This is a genomic window from Cypionkella sp. TWP1-2-1b2 (genome assembly GCF_049896245.1).
In the GTDB taxonomy this organism is placed as follows: domain Bacteria; phylum Pseudomonadota; class Alphaproteobacteria; order Rhodobacterales; family Rhodobacteraceae; genus Cypionkella.
On the sequence record NZ_JAFCTX010000001.1, the window covers coordinates 44330 to 61323 of the forward strand.

Below are 16994 nucleotides of genomic sequence, written 5' to 3' on the forward strand. Positions count from 1 at the left end.
CCCGCGACCGCGACGCCGTCATAAAACTTACGTCGCCCGCAAGAACTACGGCCTCGTCAAAGCCTGCGGCGAGACCATGCTTTGCAACCTCGTGCTGCGCAAGCCCAAGACCGATATCACCATCATCGCCGGGGATCTCGTCGCCACCACCACAAGCAACATCACCTATTTCCTGCGTGATAAAACCCGCGCGATGCAGATGCGGGTTGAGGCCATCGAGCAAGGTTTTTCCAAATTCTGGCATTGGATCGCCGCAAAGGACGATCTCGCCGCCGCGATAAATGAATGAACCGTGCGCCACAACGCCACAGAATAACCCTTGCTACTTGCCCTTTCACATTGGCTCAAATACTCCCGCCGGAGGCTTCCACCGCCGCTGCGAAACTACCGCCCAAAGGATTAAACCATGACCGCACGCCTCGCCCTGATCACCGGAGCCTCGCGCGGCTTGGGCGCTGCCATGGCGGAGCAACTCGCCGCGCGCGGCTGGCACGTTGTCGCAGTCGCCCGCACCGTGGGTGGCTTGGAAGAACTCGATGACCGCGTCAAAACCCTGAAACTGCCGGGGGCGGGTGGGCTGACCCTCGCCCCGATGGATGTCACCAATGATGACGCGATGCGGCATCTCTGCCTGTCGATCCATCAGCGTTGGAGCCGGCTCAACCTTTGGATTCATACGGCGATCCATGCCGCCCCGCTTGCGCCTGCGGGCTCGCTGGACGTCAAAGATTGGGACAAAAGCATCGCTACCAATGTCCGCGCCACTGGTACGCTGATCCCGATGATCGAGCCTTTGTTGCGCGCAGGTGACGGCACCGCGATGTTTTTTGATGACCCGCGCGCAGGCGAGAAATTCTTCGGGGCGTATGGCGCGACCAAAGCCGCACAAATCGCCCTTGCCCGCAGCTGGGCTGCCGAAAACGCCAACATCGGCCCGCAGGTGCGCATCGAAACCCCAGCGCCCATGCCCACCGCCACCCGCGCGCGCTTCTTCCCCGGCGAAGACCGCGCCCGCCTTATCCACCCGCAAGATGAGGCCGCGCGGCTGATCAATCTACTGTAACATCGCTCCGCATTCCTCGGAATTTTAAGAAAAATTCCATACACGATTTCCGCATCGGAAATCGCCTTTGTTCAACTGTTCAGCGCAGCTTCCATCGCCGCCCACAACGGCTCAAATGGCTCAATGCCCACCGACAATCGAATAAACCCCGGTGCCACTTTATCGCCCCAGCGGGCCCGCCGCTCCCCAGATGTATGGGTGCCGCCAAAGCTGGTTGATTGTACAATGTAAGAACACTCGCTTAAAAACCGCTCTGCCCGCGCCTCATCCGCCAATTCAAAGCCGATCAGAAAGCCAAATCCCGTCATCTGCACTTTGGAAATTGCGTAAGACGGATCACCCGCCAGCCCCGGATAGCGCAAATTGGCCACCGCCCGATGCGCCGCCAAACGCTTGGCAATAATCTCAGCCGACCCACACATCCGCTCCAACCGCAATTCCAGCGTCTCGATGCCGCGATGCACCTGCCACGCCTCAAATGGACCCGGCACCGCACCCGAAAGCTTACGCCAATCGCGCACCCGCGCCATCAGGCCCGCATTTCGTCCCGCGACATGGCCAAACAACACATCGGAATGCCCCGCAGGTGCTTTGGTATCTGCTGCCACCACCAGATCAGCCCCCAGATCGAGCGGTCTTTGCAACAGAGGGGTCATTGTGGTGTTGTCAACGATCACCACAGCCCCGGCCGCGTGGGCGCGCGCGGATACCGCCGCAATATCCACCACATCCAGACCGGGGTTCGAGGGCGTTTCCAGATAGACCACCGCCGCGCCTGCAAAGTCAAAGCTGGCATAATCCGCTGTCGCGATCTGCACCACCTCCACCCCGAATGGGGCCAGAAACCCCTCTGACAGCACCCGCGTCACGTAGTAGCCATCGGCTGGAATGATCAGCTTGGCCCCCACCTTCAGGGTCGCCATCAAAGCCGCCGAAATGGCAGCCATCCCAGATGGGAAACTGACGCAAGGCGAGTCTTCCAGCAGGGCCAGCTGATCCTCGACCGCCTCCCATGTCGTCATGCCGTTGCGGCCGTAAATGTGGCTGGCCCCGGCGACCTCGGGCAGATGGAAGGTCGCCGCAGGCACGATCGGCAAGCTGATCGGATCGCCTTTTTTCAGCCCTGCGCTGCGGTGATGCAGCAGTTGCGCGGCGCGGGTTTGAGAGGCTTTATCCATCGCTTCTTTCCATGGTCCCAACTCGGGACCAAATAACTCACCCTGATTTCAATGGGTTAGGGTGGTGACTTTAAGATATTGTTAACAGTTTCGCCCAAAGCCCCCACCAGCGCAAGCCGCTATTCCAACCGGGCGGGAAAGCCTTCGGCGCGCAGATCGGTGCCCAGCAGATCTTCGAGCAACTTGGCGATCATCGGCGATTGCGCCTCACCGCCATAGGCCGCTTTCGCGGCGATATAGGTCTGATTGGTCATCGAGGCCAGATCCAGCGGCACACCGAATTCGCGGCCAAACCCCAAGGCAAAGCCAAGGTCTTTCAGCGCCAGATCAACGTTGAAGGCGATATCATATGATCCGTTCAGGATCAGCGCACCTTCGGTTTCATGCACAAAGCTGTTGCCGGACGAGGCCGCAATCGCGTGCCAAGCCTGCGCCAGATCAAGCCCGCCGCGTTTGGCCAGCATTAACGCCTCGGACGTGGCCTTCAGGTGAATGAAGGCCAACATATTGGTGATCACCTTGATGATGCAGGATGATCCCAGCGGCCCCATGTGGAAAATCTTGTCACCCATGGCCTGCATAGCGCCATGGTGCAGATCGAACAGGTCTTTATCGCCGCCCGCCAGCATGGTGATCTTGCCCTGATAGGCCAGATGCACGCCGCCCGTGACAGGCAGTTCCATCATGCGCACGCCCGATTCGGCGGCAACTCTTGCGAGTTTCAGCACCTCATCGCGGCCCAAGGTTGACATCTCTAGCCAAGACGCATCTTTCTTCATATGCGGCAAGATGTTGCGCAGCACCCGCTCCGATACGGCGGGCGACGGCAGGCAGGTGATCACATGATCAGCCGATGCGGCCAAAGCCTCGGCGCTGGTGGCAAGAACAGCACCTTGCGCAATCAGCGGTGCTGCCAAGGCTGGGTTCAGGTCATAGACCGTCACCTGAAAGCCCGCCTTCAGCAAACAGCCCGCACAGGCGGCGCCAAGGTTGCCAAGGCCGATATATCCGTAGTGCATGGTAAATCCTAAGGAATGAGGGGGCGGCGGCAGCCGCCCCTGCGTATAAACCAGTCAGTCGCCGTAGCCGACGATGCCCTTGATCTCGCAGAAATCATGGATGCCCCAATCGGCATATTCGCGTCCGTTGCCGGATTGCTTATAGCCACCGAACGGAGCCGAGGTGTCCCAATCGGGGTAGTTCAGGTTGATCGTGCCCGCGCGCAGACGCCGCGCCACGGGTTTGGCATCCTCTACCGGGCCCGCGACATAGGCGGCAAGGCCGTAAACCGTATCATTGGCCATCCGTACCGCATCATCAATCGTGTCATAGGGTAGGATCGCCAGCACCGGGCCGAAGATTTCTTCCTTCGAAATCGTCATATCATTCTGCACATCGCCAAAAATCGTCGGCTGCACGAACCAGCCCCGGTTCAGCCCCGCTGGACGCCCCAAGCCACCCGTCACCAAGGTCGCGCCCTCATCAATCCCGGCTTGGATCAGGCGCTGTACCTTCTCGTATTGCGTCTTCGAGATCAGCGGCCCCATCGTGGTGGTCTCAAGCGTCGGATCGCCGGGGATCAAAGCCTCGGCGGTGGTTTTCGCCACCGCAAGCGCTGCGGCCTGCTGGTCGCGCTGCACGAACATCCGGGTCGGCGCGTCGCAGGATTGGCCTGTGTTGGACATGATCGCATTGACGCCAGCCGCCACAGCCGCCGCCAGATCGGCGTTGGGCAGGATGATATTGGCAGATTTGCCGCCCAATTCCTGCGCCACGCGCTTCACCGTCGGGGCCGCCGCAGCTGCCACCGCCGTGCCCGCACGGGTCGATCCGGTGAAAGATACCATATCGACCTCGGGGTGTGACGACATCCGCGCGCCGACCTCCGGCCCGGTGCCGTTCACCAAGTTGAACACGCCCGCAGGCACGCCTGCTTCATGGCAGACTTCCGCAAACAACACGCCCGACAAGGGTGCAATTTCCGACGGTTTCAGCACCATCGTGCAACCGGCGATCAGGGCGGGAGCCACTTTGCAGGCGATCTGGTTCATCGGCCAGTTCCACGGTGTGATCAAAGCACAAACGCCGATGCCTTCATGCACGATCCGAGTGGTGCCGCGGGAATATTCCCACGCCATTTCCTCGGCGGCTTTGATCGTAGCCTCGATATGCACCTGCCCCGCCCAAACCTGCGCGCCACGCGCCCATTCAATCGGTGCGCCCATTTCGGTGGACATCGCTTGCGCGAAATCTTCGTAGCGGGAGTTGTAAACTTCCAAAATCCGCTTCACCAAGTCGATACGCTTTTGCACAGGCCAAACGGTGTAGGCGTCAAACGCGGCGCGGGCGGCGGCGATGGCGTTGTCGATATCAGCTTGGTTGCCCAAGGCCACCTCGGCCACAATCTCCTCGGTCGCCGGGTTTTCCACCCCCATCCGAGCCGCCGAGTTCGGCTGAACCCAAGCGCCGTTGATGTAGAATTTGGTCATGTTGGCAGAAATCATGGCATCCTCACTTGAAGTAGATTTTATATTTGGCGCGAATGATGGCGTCGATCTCGGGATCAATCACGCATCCGGCCTTGGCGAGAATACTATTCTTGCGTGCGATGGCGGCGTCAAGCAGCAGTGGCTTTCCGGCCTCATTCCACTCCTTCGGCGACATCCTATTCGCCGATGCCGGGTAGATATATTCGGTTTGCATCAGTTTCAGGGTCTGATCGCTGCCCAGATAATGGCCGGGGCCACCAAGGCAGACCTGTTTCATCGCGTCAATCGAGGTCGTATCTGGCGTTACGTCAATACCGCGCACCAGCCGCATGGCCTGGCCAAGCAGGTCATCACCCAGGACGAGAGATTCCAGGCAGAACCCCAGCAGGCTGGCGTGCATGCCCACGGCCTCGTAGCACATGTTCAGACCCGCCAGACCGGCGAGCGAGTTGGTGATGCCCTGCTCCCATCCGGCCTGCATATCGGGCAGTTTGCTGTCGGAAATCCCTGAAGCAGCGCCCCCCGGCAGATCGTAAAAATGGTGCATCTGCGCACAACCAGCGGTCAGCAATGCCTGTTCCGCCGAACCACCCGACATTGCCCCGGTGCGCAGATCGCTGACGAACGGCCAAGTGCCGAAGATACAGGGCGCGCCCTTTTTGATTGCATTGGCGTAGACCACACCCGCAAGACATTCCGCCATCGCCTGCACAATGGTCAGCGCAATCGGGGCCGGAGCCGTGGCCCCGGCCTGTCCCGCCGACAGCAAAAGCATCGGCATGCCGCGCCGGATGCAATCCTCCATCGTGATGCAGGATTCCTCGGCGAATTTCATCGGCGGCACCACGAAGCAGTTGGAATTGCTGACGAAGGGTCGCTCCAGCCATTTCTCCTCGCCCCCGGCCACGGTGTAGATCATATCAAAACAGGCGGCGACATGTGACGGATCAGAAAAGCTGGTGCCGACATGCTTGGAGGTGCCCGCAAGGCAGCCATAGAGCGTATTAAGGTCCATATCCTGATTGTCCACCACATCGCGGCACACCATCGTGCGTTGGTAGAAGTGGATATTGTCGAGGTTATCGACCAAGCGCGCCGCATCATAGAGATCCTGCGCGGTGCTTTCGCGGTAGTCCAGACTGATCGGATCAACGATATGCACCGCCGCCCCGGCTGTGCCAAAATGCACCTTGTTGCCGGACAAGTGCAGATCATGCTTGGGGTCGCGCGCGTGCAAAGTGATATTGCGCGCCGCCACCGCCAGCATATCCTCGACCAAGGCACGCGGGAAGCGGATGCGGCCATCATCGCCTTGGATGGCCCCAGCTTCGGTCAACAGCTTCACCCCCGAAGGTGGTGCTTGTGAAAGCCCGATCTGCTCCAACGCCTGCAAGGCGCTTTCGTGGATCTGTGCGATCCCGGCATCACTCAAAGGCTTATACTGCCCGCCCGACATGCCGCCGCGCACCGGGCGCACGTCATCGGCCAAGGGGGCCGAGCGCAGCGCCACCCGTGCGGTGCGCCCGCCAGACCGCCGCGCCCGCGAGGGTTCACACACTTCACCGATTTCGCTCAGATCGCTCATTTTCGTCATCCTCTGTGCTCAAATATCCTCGGGAGGGTCCGGGAGGGCCTGCGGCTCTCCCGGCGCTTATCAGGCGCGCACCCGTTCGGATTTTGGATCATACATTGCCGCAAGGCTGGCCACGGCCTCATGCCGCACCCCCGCCACTTCAATCTCGTAGCGCGCGCCCAGAATATCCGCGTCCGACTGTCCTTTGCAGGGCACATAGCCAAGACCAATCGCGCCGCCGAGATGGTGGCCGTAGTTGCCGCTTGTGACCGGCCCGACGATCACACCATCCCGCACCACAGCCTCATTATGGAACAGCAGCGGCTCGGGGTTGGTAAGCCGGAACTGCACCAACTTGCGATCCAGCCCTGTCTCTTGTTTGCGCAGAACGGCATCGCGGCCGATATAGTCCGGCTTTTTCTTTGACACTGCAAAGCCAAGCCCCGCCTCAAGCACATGATCTTCATCGGTAATATCATGGCCAAAGTGGCGATAAGCTTTCTCGATTCGGCAAGAATCCAGCGTGTGCAGCCCGCAGAGCTTTAACCCCAGATCAGCGCCCGCCTCTTCCAAAGCCTCGAACACATGCGCGGTTTGGTCGGATGAGACATACAATTCCCAGCCGAGTTCGCCGACATAGGTCACCCGATGCGCCCGCGCGATCCCCATGCCAACCTCGATCTGCCGCATGGAGCCGAACGGATGTGCAGCGTTGGAGAAATCATTCGGGCTTAGCTTTTGCATCACATCCCGCGCCTTCGGCCCCATCACGCAGAGCACCGATTCAGCCGCCGTCATATCAGTGATCACCGCGAAAGCCTCACCGACATGCCGCCGCAGCCAAGCCAGATCGCGCTGCAAGGTCGCCCCCGGCACCACGGCCAGATAAGCGGTTTCCGACAGCCGCGTCACGGTCAGATCGCTTTCAATGCCGCCCTTCTGGTTGAGCATTTGCGTGTAGACGATCCGCCCCACGGCCACATTCATTTCCGCTGCACAAACCCGGTTCAGCAAGGCGCAGGCGTCGCGGCCCTCGATGCGGATCTTGCCGAACGAGGTCATATCAAAGAAGCCGACGCCATTTCGCACGGCCAGATGCTCGGCCTTCTGATTCTCAAACCAGTTCTGCCGCTTCCAGCTATAGCGATACTCCCGCTCTTGGCCCTCATTGGCGAACCAATTCGCGCGCTCCCAGCCCGCCACTTCGCCGAACACCGCACCACGGGCTTTCAGATGTTCGTGCAAGGGCGTGCGCCGCACCCCGCGTGCGGTTTCGACCTGACGGTAGGGGAAGTGATCGGCGTAAAGCAGGCCCAAGGTTTCGGTCACCCGTTCCTTCAGATACTTACGATTCTTCTGGAACGGTTGGGCGCGGCGGATGTCAACTTCCCAGAGATCGAACGGGGCTTCGCCCTCCACAATCCAATGCGCCAAGGCCATGCCCGCGCCGCCCGATCCGGCAATCCCGACCGAGTTATAGCCCGCCGCCACCCAATAGCCGCCGAGTTCCGGTGCTTCGCCAAGGTAATAGCGGTCATCGGGCGTAAACGACTCCGGCCCGTTGAAAAACGTATGAATCCCCGCCGTCTGGAACAACGGCATGCGGTTCATCGCATCCTCCAGGATCGGCTGGAAATGGTCCCAATCCTCGGGCAAGGTGTCGAACATGAAATCTTCGCGGATGCCGTTCATGCCCCAAGGCTTGGCTTTCGGCTCGAACGCGCCGATCATCATCTTGCCCGCGTCGGACTTATAGTAAGCACATTCGTCCGGCACCCGCAGCACCGGCAAATGGCCAAGGCCCTGAATAGGCTCGGTGATCAGATAGAAATGCTCACAAGCGTGCAACGGCAAGGTGACACCCGAAGCCTCCGCCAGATCACGGCCCCACATGCCGCCGCAGTTCACCACCACATCCGTCGCGATATGGCCCGGCTCTCCATCGGCACCCATATAATCGACGCCCGTAACCTTGCCCCCAGCCTTGGTGACGCCCACAACCTTGGCATGCTCGAAAATCTGCGCGCCCCGCATCCGCGCGCCTTTGGCCAAAGCCATGGTGATATTGGCCGGATCGCACTGGCCATCCAGCGGCAGATGCACCGCGCCCACCACGTCGGCGACGTTCAGATGCGGATACATCGCCTTGACCTCATTGGGCGAAATCTCGGCCACATCGACATCGAAAATCCGCGCGACAGTTGCTTGGCGTAGGAGTTCCTCGTGCCGCGCTTCGGTCAGCGCAACCGAGATACTGCCCACCTGCCGCATCCCGGTCTCAACCCCGGTTTCGGCGGCCAAGTTCACATAGAGATCCGCCGAATACTTTGCCAGCCGGGTCATATTGGCCGAACCGCGCAACTGCCCGATCAGCCCCGCCGCGTGCCAAGTGGTGCCCGAGGTCAGTTGCTTGCGCTCCAACAGCACCACATCGGTCCAGCCCATTTTGGCCAGATGATACGCCACCGAGCAGCCTGAAACCCCGCCGCCAATCACCACCGCCCGCGCTTTGTTCGGAACCTGAGCCATCACTTGTCTTTCATCTTGGCAAAAATACTCTTGGGGTGCGGGGGCTAGCCCCCGCTCCGTCATCAATCACGCGCGAATGCGCTCATTCTTTGCATCCCACAGCGGCGCATCTGCCTGCACCACGGCTGGATAGCGCTGCCCGAAAATCTCCACCTCCACCGCCTGCCCCGGCAGGTTCAGATCGGCCCGCAACATGCCCAGCCCGATGCAAGCGCCGACGCGGTGACCGTAATAGCCGCTGGTGATTTCACCCACCACCGTATCGCCCGCCCAGATCGTTGACATATAGGGCGGGTCCTGATCGCCCGCCTCGATCAGCAAGGTGCAGAACCGCTTGCCCACACCGCGCTGTTTTTGCGCCAGCAGAGCCGCCTTGCCGGGGAAATCCTGCGGCTTGTCGAATTTGATGAAGCGATCGAGGCCACCCTCCAGCAAGGTGTAATCGGTGGAAAGATCGCCTTTCCACGCGCGATAACCCTTTTCCACCCGCAAGGAGTTCAGCGCGAACATGCCGAACGGCACCGCACCCCCAGCCAAGATCGCATCATAAATCGCCGGCATCCGCGCGGGGGTGGCATGCACCTCCCAGCCCAATTCTCCGGCAAAGCTGACGCGGAAAAGCGCGCAATCCTGTCCTGCCACGACAGCGGGTTGCACCGACAGCCAAGGCGCGCTGAGGTCAGCTTCGGTCAGCCCCGCCAAAAAGTCGCGCGATTTCGGTCCGGTGACAATCAGGCAGGTGAAATCATTGGTGCGGTCGCGGAAAGTCAGCCCGGCGGCCATGTCGCGGCGCAGCCAATCGGCGTCATGGCTTTGCGCCACGGCGGCGGTGATCAGGGTGAAGGCATCCTCCTCGCGCCGCACCACCGACATTTCGGTCACGATTCGGCCTTGATCATCGGGGAAATACGCCAGACCCATCCGGCCGATCTTTGGCAAAGCGCCCGAGATGCGGCCCGCCAACCACTCTGCCGTCCCCGGCCCTTCGACCTCAAACCGCGAGAAACCGGGCAGATCGAGCACGCCCACGCCATCGCGCACTGCTTCACATTCTGCCTTCACTGCACCGAACCACGGGCCTTCACGATTCCATGTGCGCTGCGCATCCTCAGACACATCATCACCCGGACGGGCGTACCACAAAGGCCGCTCCCAGCCGTTGAACGGGCCAAACTGCGCACCTAACGCTGCCGTGCGGTCGTGCAGCGGTGACAGTTTCTTGCCGCGCCCTTCGCCCCAGACATGATGCGGGAAGTGGATGGCGTATTCGTGGCCATACACCTCCATGCCTTTGGCAACGCAGTAGTCCTGATCTTCAAATCCTGTGAAACGGCGTGGATCACAGGACCACATGTCCCATTCGGTGGCACCTTGGGTGATCCACTCGGCCAGAACCTTGCCGGCACCCCCGGCCTGACAGATGCCAAAGGTGAACACGCAAGCCTCATAGGCGTTCGGCACCCTCGGCATCGGGCCGATCAGCGGGTTGCCGTCGGGGGTGTAGGGGATCGGGCCGTTGATCACTTTGGTCAGCGGAGCCGTCTCCAGCAGTGGCACGCGGGCCATGGCGTCAGTGATATACCACTCCAACCGCTCCAGATCGTCAGGGAACAGTTGGAAGCTGAAATCTTCGGGGAACGGATCATCCTTGGTCACCCAATGGGCTTTGCCGTTCTTCTCATAGGGGCCAAGGTTAAAGCCATTTTTCTCTTGCCGCAGGTAGTAGCTGCTGTCGACATCACGCAGCAGTGGCAGCTTGTGGCCGACGGCTTTGGTACGGGCCTCGACCTCGGGGATGGTGTCAAACAGCATATATTGATGGCTCATCACCATCATCGGCACCTCGCGGCCAAACCATTTGCCGACTTCGCGGGCGTAATAGCCCGCTGCGTTGACCACGATTTCGCAGCGAATATCGCCTTTATGGGTTTCGACCACCCATTCCTCGCCCTCACGCCGCACGCCCGTCGCCGGGCAAAACCGTTCAATCCGCGCGCCCATCTGCCGCGCGCCCTTCGCCAAGGCTTGGGTCAACTGCGCCGGGTCAATGTCGCCGTCATAGGGGTCATACAAAGCCCCCACCAGATCATGGGTCGCAATGAAGGGATAAACCTCGGCAATCTGATCCGGCGTCAGGATCTTCAGATCCATGCCCTGATAGCGGCCCATGCCGACGACACGCTGAAACTCCTGCAAACGCTCCTGAGTGTGCGCCAACCGGATCGAGCCGGTGACATTGTAATTCATCGGATAATCGACCGCATCGCCCAAGCCGCGATAGAGTTCCGCCGAATAGCGCTGCATGTTCATCACAGACCAAGACGACGAGAACGTCGGTACATTGCCTGCCGCGTGCCAGGTGGAGCCTGCGGTCAACTCATTCTTCTCCAGCAAAACGCAATCGGTCCAGCCCGCCTTGCACAGATGGTACAGGCTGGAGGCACCGACAGCACCGCCCCCGATGATAACAACGCGCGCGGTTTTGGGAAAATCAGACATGCTTGGCTCCGGGTATTGCACCACCCTTATCAGACGGCGGCTTTGCGCTTTCAATTCCCCCAAAGCCGCGCTATTGATCGAGTGAACCGATCAGCGCAAAACATCGGACGCATAGCAGCGGAGCAGACCATGCAAATCGAACTTCTTGATACGTTCCTTGATCTTGTGGAAACCCGCAGCTTTCACCGCACCGCCGATCGGCTGGATGTGACGCAATCCACCGTCTCGGCCCGCGTGCAAACGCTGGAGGCCGCGGTAGGCGCGCGGTTGTTCACAAGATCGCGCGCCGGCACCGATCTGACCACCGAGGGCCTGCGGTTTGAGACCCATGCCCGGATGCTGCGGCGCGACTGGAATGAGGCCAAGCGCGCCGTGGCCCCTACAGGCGAATCCGCTGTCATCATGCGTTTGGGTATCCAGAATGATCTGGCCGACGCGTTTATCGGTGATCTGCTGGCCGATTTCCGGCGGATGTTTCCGCAAATGGCCTTCTACATCGAGCCGGATTATTCCGCGCAGATGTGTGCTGATATCGTCGCAGGGGTGCATGATTTCGCGGTGCTGTTCACGCCGAAACCGCATCCCGATCTGCATTTCGTAACTTTGGCCGACCTGCCCTATCGTCTGATCAGTTCGGATGCCACGACGCGGGCCGAGATCAAGCTGGAGACCTATATCTCGGGCCATTTCTCGGCAGCTTTCGAGCAAGCCCACCGCACCGCCCTGCCCGAGTTGATTGGCGCACCCCTGTCGGTTGGCCAAAGCTCGACAATCGCCTCGCTGCTGCTGGCCACTGGCGGATCAGGGTTTGTGATGGCTGAGAAAGCCGCTGAAATGGTCGCGACCGGACGCTTCAAATACGTGGCCGATGTCGAAGCCATCGACCAGCCGGTGTTTGCGGCGATGCATTTGCGCCAGCGGGTGTCAAAGGCCCACCGCAAGCTGACGCGGATGCTGGCCAAACGCTTCCTGCGCAGCAGCGATCCCGCGCGGGGCTAAGCGTTCAGGGGTATATCCAACGCCGCCCCGGACTTGATCCGGGGCCTGCTGCATCTTGGCTGCCGCCATGAGGCCCCGGAGTACGTCCGGGGCGGCGTAGTGTTAAATCCAGACCGACTGCATGTCTTAGGGTGCAATACGCGGGTTCTTAGCCAAAGCGCCCTCAACCCAGATCGGATTTGACCACGCCCGCTTGCCCGCCGCGTCAATCACCGCCACCCGCAACCATGGCGAGTTGTTCAGCCGTGCCAGCGGCACCTCGGCGCGGGTCAGCGAATGGCCATGCACCGCCTTCGCCCCGGTGCCATGCCCGATCGCCACAACCGAAACCACCGCCGAACATTCAACGACGACGTGATCACCCTCAATCCGCACATCGCGCAGTTCTGGCCCTTGGCTGGAGTAGAAATGGCCCGCCTTCAGGGCCGCAAGCAAAGCCTCTGGCGTGTTGGTTTCCGATTTCACCATCACCCAGCCGCCGAAGTGATCGGGTTCCGAGAAATGTGCGTCATCGGTGGCGATCATGCTCAGATGACGGCCCTCGGTCAGCAAAAGATCGGCGATGGCGAAGCCATCCGGGCGATCACATCCCGTATCGCAGCCGGTGTTATAAACCTCAACCGCGTGAGCGGCAGTGATGCTGCGGGCATCGGCCAAGGTCAGCCCCGACCATTGCGGATGCGCAATAGCGACAAACGCCCCGGCCGCAACCGCCCGCGCGGCAATCTCTGGCCCGGTTTCTTGGCCCACGACCGGAATGAAGCTGGGGCTGTTCGAGGCCGCGAAATCGGCGGGCAACCCCACCGCCAGAATATGCCACAACTCGCCATTCGCCATAGCGCCGGAATGAAGCTCTGCGCCCAAAATCGTGGTGAAACCTGGGTCGCGCATCGGCTTGGTGTCAACAACCGGATAGCCATAAATCCCGACGAAATGGTCGGTGAGTGCGATGAAATCATAGCCCTCGGCTTTATAGCGCCGACACACTTCCTCGGGCAGCAGCACGCCATCCGAACGTGTCGAATGGGTGTGCAGGTTGCCGCGCCAGAATTGGCCGGGGGCAGTGAAGGCGGGATCGCGTTGCATCAAAGGCTCCTTGCAGGTCATTGGCGGCACTTTAGTCAAGCAGCCGTGACAGTCCAGTGACGGCGGGGTGGGTTTGGAAAGGCCCCAGGCGCGCAGGCAAAGCCGTTACCCACGCCCGATATACGGCATGTCGCGCGCCATGATCGTCAGGAACGGCACGTTCACCTCCAGCGGCAGATTGGCCATGTGCAGCACGGCACCCGCCACATGCGCCACATCCATCACCGGCTCGACCGCGACTTGCCCGTTGGCCTGCATCACGCCTTTGGTAAAGCCCGCCGCCATATCGGTCAGCGCATTGCCGATGTCGATCTGCCCCGCTGCGATGTCAAACGCCCGCCCGTCCAGCCCCAGCGTGCGGGTAAGGCCAGTCACCGCATGTTTCGACATGGTGTAAGGCGCGGAACCGGGGCGCGGCACATGCGCCGAGATCGAGCCGTTGTTGATGATCCGCCCGCCACGCGGGTTCTGGTGCCGCATCAGCCGAAACGCCGCCCGCGCGCATAGAAACATGCCGGTGATGTTGGTATTGGACACCGCCAGCCATTGCTCGACCGAGATTTCGTCAATCGTTGCCGCCGGGGCCGAAATGCCCGCGTTGTTGAACAGCACATCCAGCCGGGACAGCTTGGCAAAGGCGGCATCGACCTCTGCCGGGTTGGTCACATCAGCGGCGAGCAGCAAGGCAGGCTGGCCATCTGCCGTTTCGGCCAATACCTCGGCGCGGCGTCCCATCAGCGCCACGGTCCAACCCGCCGCAAGAAAAGCCCGCGCCGTCGCCCTTCCAATCCCCGAACCCGCCCCGGTGATCAGAATGGTTTTGCGGTCGCTCATCTTGGCACTCCCGTAGCGGTTTGGCTGAACACTAACCGGGCATCAGAAAAGGGCAAGCAGAGCGAACACCCATGTCGCGATATAGCCCAGTCCCATCACCGCCACCGCAGCCGAGCCCGTATCTTTCGCAGCCTTGGCAAGTGGGTGTTTTTCGGTTGAGATATAGTCGATCGTCGCCTCAATCGCCGAGTTCACCAGCTCTAGCGCCAACAGCAGCAGACCCTGCGCCACGATCAGCGCGCAGGCCCACAGCGGCGGACGCAAGATCGCCAGCGCCACCCAAGCCGCCAGATTGACCCCCACCCATTGCCGCAGACTTTTCTCTTCGCGCCAGCCATGCCGCCAACCATCCCAAGAATACCCGGCGGTGCGTAAAATCCGGCGGCCTTCCTCGGCAAGCTTCATCGCAAGGCTCCGCTTTGGGAAAGGTGGAAATGGTGCCCCCATCAGGCGTGCAGACGGGAAATCGAACACCTCAAATGTATATCATATCAACGCTTTAGAACTTTCCGCGCCCTCGATTGTGGACCTAACGTGGCCTTGTTTGTGGACCTCAGAAAGTCTCCGGTCAAGCGTTGTCTTTTGGCGTCATCAAGAACAATCGCCGCTTCTGCGTGGCGAATTTTTATGAACACTTATCCGGTCTCCTTGATGGCGAGTATTGCTCTCAAAAGACCGGAACGAAACCGGGACAGGTCCAGACCGTCATCAGGACCAAGCGGAACCACGTTTACGCCTACGACCCCCAGCCCGAGGACGCCTTTGTGTACACGTGGCTGATGGGGTCGGAGAAACGCCACCTGCTGACCACAAGGACCATTGACCAGTATCAAGCGGCGGTGGACTGGGCTGTGGGCATGGCGGACCAGATGGCGAACCCTATCGAGGTCGTCACGGTCAGCGGGGTGGAATACCTCAAGCGCAACAGGGATGCTCTTGAAGCGCACCTAGACAACCCTGCGCCCCGCTGGTCGTCATACAAGCACAAGCTTAAGCGCAAGTATGGCTTGGACATTGATGCGCCGGACGAAAAACACGGCGGGCCATTTGAAGGAACTCACTCGCGCTACATTTTGAAATCCCGCGTCACCTTAGCACAGGGGGAGAGCGCATGACCGTCTTGCAACTCGCCCGCTTGCGCCGTGCATTGGGGGTTTCTGCCCCTCTTGCCATGCTGCTGGCATCGCTAATCTATGGGGAGGGCCGGGAATGACCGAGGCACATATTTTGACCCAAGCGCTGGGTGGCGAATGGCGGGGCAATAGTGGGCTTGCGCCTTGCCCGGTCTGCCAGTCCGAGCGCCGCGCCGATCAACGCGGGCTTTCGATCCGGGCCGATGGCGGGGCATTGCTGGCGTTCTGCCACAAGAGCGGCTGCGATTTTCGCGATATTGTGCGGGCAGCGGGACTGCCGCGCGATGCCCTGCGCATAGATCCACAAGCCGCACGGGAAGCCGATGCCAAGCGCGAAGCCTATGCCGTTGAACAACTCACCAAGGCGCGGCGGCTCTGGGCGACCTGTAAGCCTCTGGCTGGCACCAAGGGTGAAGCCTACCTACGCGGGCGCGGTATCACCTGCCCGTTGCCGCCGTCGCTTGGCTGGGCCGCTGATGCCTTCCACGCGCCCAGCGCACGCTGGCTGTCGGCAATGGTGGGGGACGTGTCCACGGGGGGCGTGCATCGCACCTATTTTGAAAAGTCGGGCATTCGCCTGCCCAAGACTGCAAGCCCCAAGATGATGCAAGGCCCCTGTGCAGGCGGCGCTGTGGCGCTGTCAGAGGCACCGGGGCCGTTGGTGGTGTGTGAGGGCATAGAAACGGGCCTGAGCCTTCTCAGCGGGCTTCTGGCGAGTCCTGCGACGGTTTGGGCGGCGCTGTCCACCTCTGGCATGAAAGCCCTCGCCCTGCCCAAGCCCCCCTGCGAATTGATCGTGGCGACGGATTCCGATGATGCCGGGGCCGGATGGCAGGCGGGCAATGCCTTGGCCGAGCGCGCGGCGGCTCTGGGCTGGGCCGTCTCAATGCTGCCCGCACCTGCGGGGATGGATTGGAACGACGCCCTTCGCGGGGGGATTGCAGCTTGAACCTGCCGCAGCCAATCCCCTTTACACCGCAGGCCGGGGCCTCGCCGCTGTCCTATGATTTTCAGGCATGGCAAGAGATTGACCCGGCCCAAATCCCCCGGCTGCGGTTTGTCTATGGCGACACCTTCGCGGCGGGATACCTGAGTGTCACCTTCGCCGCCCCCAAGACAGGCAAGAGCCTCTTGGCGCTGTCCGAGGCGATAGACGCCGCCACCGGGCGCGGGTTTCTGACAGGCAAGCCCACCGCGCCGATCAAGGTTTTGTATTACAATGCCGAGGATGAATTAGCCGTCATTCAGGGCCGGGTGGCTGCGGTGTTGCAGGCATGGCAAATCCCGCAAGCCGAAATCACGGGGCGGCTGTTCGCGGTCTCGGGGGTATCGGCTGAAAGCCCTGTCGTTTTGATCAGGGGCGAGAAAGGCGACATTGCCGAAACCGCATTCCAGGCGCTTTCCCATCTGATCAAGCGGGAAGGTATTGCCCTCGCCATATTCGACCCGCTGCAGGACCTGAGCCATAGCCCCGAGACAAACGAGGTTTTCCGGGCGCTGGGCGGGCGCATCCGGGCGCTGGCGTCCGACACCGGGGCCGCTATCGGGCTTGTCCACCACACGCGCAAGCCTTCCCCCGGCATCGCGCCAATCTGAATTGGCTGTTTGACC

15 protein-coding genes are annotated in these 16994 nt (G+C 61.0%); 6 read left to right on the forward strand and 9 right to left on the reverse strand.

Features of this window, described 5'->3' with window-relative positions; genetic code table 11:
* The first annotated feature begins 76 nt into the window (after window positions 1–76).
* Together ACP7AP_RS00255 and ACP7AP_RS00260 are read left to right on the forward strand one after the other, a co-directional pair.
* A complete protein-coding gene (locus ACP7AP_RS00255) occupies window positions 77–289 on the forward strand; it encodes a hypothetical protein (protein WP_426031046.1) in 213 nt (70 codons plus the stop codon).
* Between the two features lie 117 nt (window positions 290–406).
* Window positions 407–1063 (forward strand): SDR family NAD(P)-dependent oxidoreductase, encoded by a 657-nt coding sequence (locus ACP7AP_RS00260; protein WP_426031048.1) that lies wholly within the window; start codon window positions 407–409, stop codon window positions 1061–1063.
* Between the two features lie 71 nt (window positions 1064–1134).
* Here ACP7AP_RS00260 and ACP7AP_RS00265 read toward each other — a convergent pair whose 3' ends face one another.
* The 6 genes from ACP7AP_RS00265 to ACP7AP_RS00290 all read right to left on the reverse strand — a co-directional run bounded on the left by ACP7AP_RS00265 (window position 1135) and on the right by ACP7AP_RS00290 (window position 11331).
* The gene (locus ACP7AP_RS00265; RefSeq protein ID WP_426031050.1) at window positions 1135–2241 is read right to left on the reverse strand and encodes a cystathionine gamma-lyase; all 1107 of its coding nucleotides are present in this window, start codon (window positions 2239–2241) and stop codon (window positions 1135–1137) included.
* A 119-nt stretch (window positions 2242–2360) separates the two neighbouring features.
* Window positions 2361–3260, reverse strand: coding sequence for an NAD(P)-dependent oxidoreductase (locus ACP7AP_RS00270; RefSeq protein WP_426031052.1), 900 nt, complete (start codon window positions 3258–3260; stop codon window positions 2361–2363).
* Between the two features lie 54 nt (window positions 3261–3314).
* Window positions 3315–4745 carry an aldehyde dehydrogenase family protein gene (locus tag ACP7AP_RS00275; RefSeq protein ID WP_426031054.1) on the reverse strand — a complete coding sequence of 477 codons (1431 nt, stop codon included), beginning with the start codon at window positions 4743–4745 and terminating at the stop codon, window positions 3315–3317.
* 7 nt (window positions 4746–4752) lie between these two features.
* A complete protein-coding gene (locus ACP7AP_RS00280; RefSeq protein ID WP_426031056.1) occupies window positions 4753–6315 on the reverse strand; it encodes a trimethylamine methyltransferase family protein in 1563 nt (520 codons plus the stop codon).
* Window positions 6316–6384: 69 nt separating this feature from the next.
* On the reverse strand, window positions 6385–8832 hold the full coding sequence (locus ACP7AP_RS00285) for a GcvT family protein (protein ID WP_426031058.1): 2448 nt from the start codon (window positions 8830–8832) through the stop codon (window positions 6385–6387).
* Window positions 8833–8898: 66 nt separating this feature from the next.
* On the reverse strand, window positions 8899–11331 hold the full coding sequence (locus ACP7AP_RS00290) for a GcvT family protein (protein WP_426031060.1): 2433 nt from the start codon (window positions 11329–11331) through the stop codon (window positions 8899–8901).
* A 129-nt stretch (window positions 11332–11460) separates the two neighbouring features.
* Between ACP7AP_RS00290 and ACP7AP_RS00295 the strand changes: the two genes are divergently transcribed.
* Complete coding sequence (locus ACP7AP_RS00295; protein ID WP_426031062.1) at window positions 11461–12330, forward strand: LysR family transcriptional regulator; 870 nt, start codon at window positions 11461–11463, stop codon at window positions 12328–12330.
* A 126-nt stretch (window positions 12331–12456) separates the two neighbouring features.
* On the opposite strand, the gene ACP7AP_RS00300 is transcribed toward ACP7AP_RS00295, so the two are convergent.
* The 3 genes from ACP7AP_RS00300 to ACP7AP_RS00310 form a co-directional block, all read right to left on the reverse strand.
* Window positions 12457–13416 (reverse strand): CehA/McbA family metallohydrolase, encoded by a 960-nt coding sequence (locus ACP7AP_RS00300; protein ID WP_426031064.1) that lies wholly within the window; start codon window positions 13414–13416, stop codon window positions 12457–12459.
* A gap of 105 nt (window positions 13417–13521) precedes the next feature.
* Window positions 13522–14250, reverse strand: coding sequence for an SDR family oxidoreductase (locus ACP7AP_RS00305; protein ID WP_426031066.1), 729 nt, complete (start codon window positions 14248–14250; stop codon window positions 13522–13524).
* Between the two features lie 42 nt (window positions 14251–14292).
* Window positions 14293–14655 carry a diacylglycerol kinase gene (locus ACP7AP_RS00310; RefSeq protein WP_426031068.1) on the reverse strand — a complete coding sequence of 121 codons (363 nt, stop codon included), beginning with the start codon at window positions 14653–14655 and terminating at the stop codon, window positions 14293–14295.
* A 170-nt stretch (window positions 14656–14825) separates the two neighbouring features.
* Here ACP7AP_RS00310 and ACP7AP_RS00315 point away from each other — a divergent pair, with 170 nt between their 5' ends.
* From ACP7AP_RS00315 to ACP7AP_RS00325, 3 genes are all read left to right on the forward strand, one after another.
* Window positions 14826–15365, forward strand: coding sequence for a winged helix domain-containing protein (locus ACP7AP_RS00315; RefSeq protein WP_426031070.1), 540 nt, complete (start codon window positions 14826–14828; stop codon window positions 15363–15365).
* Window positions 15366–15459: 94 nt separating this feature from the next.
* Complete coding sequence (locus ACP7AP_RS00320; RefSeq protein ID WP_426031072.1) at window positions 15460–16332, forward strand: toprim domain-containing protein; 873 nt, start codon at window positions 15460–15462, stop codon at window positions 16330–16332.
* Window positions 16329–16979 (forward strand): AAA family ATPase, encoded by a 651-nt coding sequence (locus ACP7AP_RS00325; RefSeq protein WP_426031074.1) that lies wholly within the window; start codon window positions 16329–16331, stop codon window positions 16977–16979. The genes ACP7AP_RS00320 and ACP7AP_RS00325 overlap by 4 nt, the downstream gene beginning before the upstream one ends.
* Window positions 16980–16994: the final 15 nt, after the last annotated feature.

What these genes read in the sequence shown, in the direction of transcription:
- ACP7AP_RS00255 (WP_426031046.1), top strand. Translation starts at nt 77, where the DNA reads ATGCTTTGCAACCTCGTGCTGCGCAAGCCCAAGACCGATATCACCATC.
- ACP7AP_RS00260 (WP_426031048.1), top strand. Translation starts at nt 407, where the DNA reads ATGACCGCACGCCTCGCCCTGATCACCGGAGCCTCGCGCGGCTTGGGC.
- ACP7AP_RS00265 (WP_426031050.1), bottom strand. Translation starts at nt 2,241, where the DNA reads ATGGATAAAGCCTCTCAAACCCGCGCCGCGCAACTGCTGCATCACCGC.
- ACP7AP_RS00270 (WP_426031052.1), bottom strand. Translation starts at nt 3,260, where the DNA reads ATGCACTACGGATATATCGGCCTTGGCAACCTTGGCGCCGCCTGTGCG.
- ACP7AP_RS00275 (WP_426031054.1), bottom strand. Translation starts at nt 4,745, where the DNA reads ATGATTTCTGCCAACATGACCAAATTCTACATCAACGGCGCTTGGGTT.
- ACP7AP_RS00280 (WP_426031056.1), bottom strand. Translation starts at nt 6,315, where the DNA reads ATGAGCGATCTGAGCGAAATCGGTGAAGTGTGTGAACCCTCGCGGGCG.
- ACP7AP_RS00285 (WP_426031058.1), bottom strand. Translation starts at nt 8,832, where the DNA reads ATGGCTCAGGTTCCGAACAAAGCGCGGGCGGTGGTGATTGGCGGCGGG.
- ACP7AP_RS00290 (WP_426031060.1), bottom strand. Translation starts at nt 11,331, where the DNA reads ATGTCTGATTTTCCCAAAACCGCGCGCGTTGTTATCATCGGGGGCGGT.
- ACP7AP_RS00295 (WP_426031062.1), top strand. Translation starts at nt 11,461, where the DNA reads ATGCAAATCGAACTTCTTGATACGTTCCTTGATCTTGTGGAAACCCGC.
- ACP7AP_RS00300 (WP_426031064.1), bottom strand. Translation starts at nt 13,416, where the DNA reads ATGCAACGCGATCCCGCCTTCACTGCCCCCGGCCAATTCTGGCGCGGC.
- ACP7AP_RS00305 (WP_426031066.1), bottom strand. Translation starts at nt 14,250, where the DNA reads ATGAGCGACCGCAAAACCATTCTGATCACCGGGGCGGGTTCGGGGATT.
- ACP7AP_RS00310 (WP_426031068.1), bottom strand. Translation starts at nt 14,655, where the DNA reads ATGAAGCTTGCCGAGGAAGGCCGCCGGATTTTACGCACCGCCGGGTAT.
- ACP7AP_RS00320 (WP_426031072.1), top strand. Translation starts at nt 15,460, where the DNA reads ATGACCGAGGCACATATTTTGACCCAAGCGCTGGGTGGCGAATGGCGG.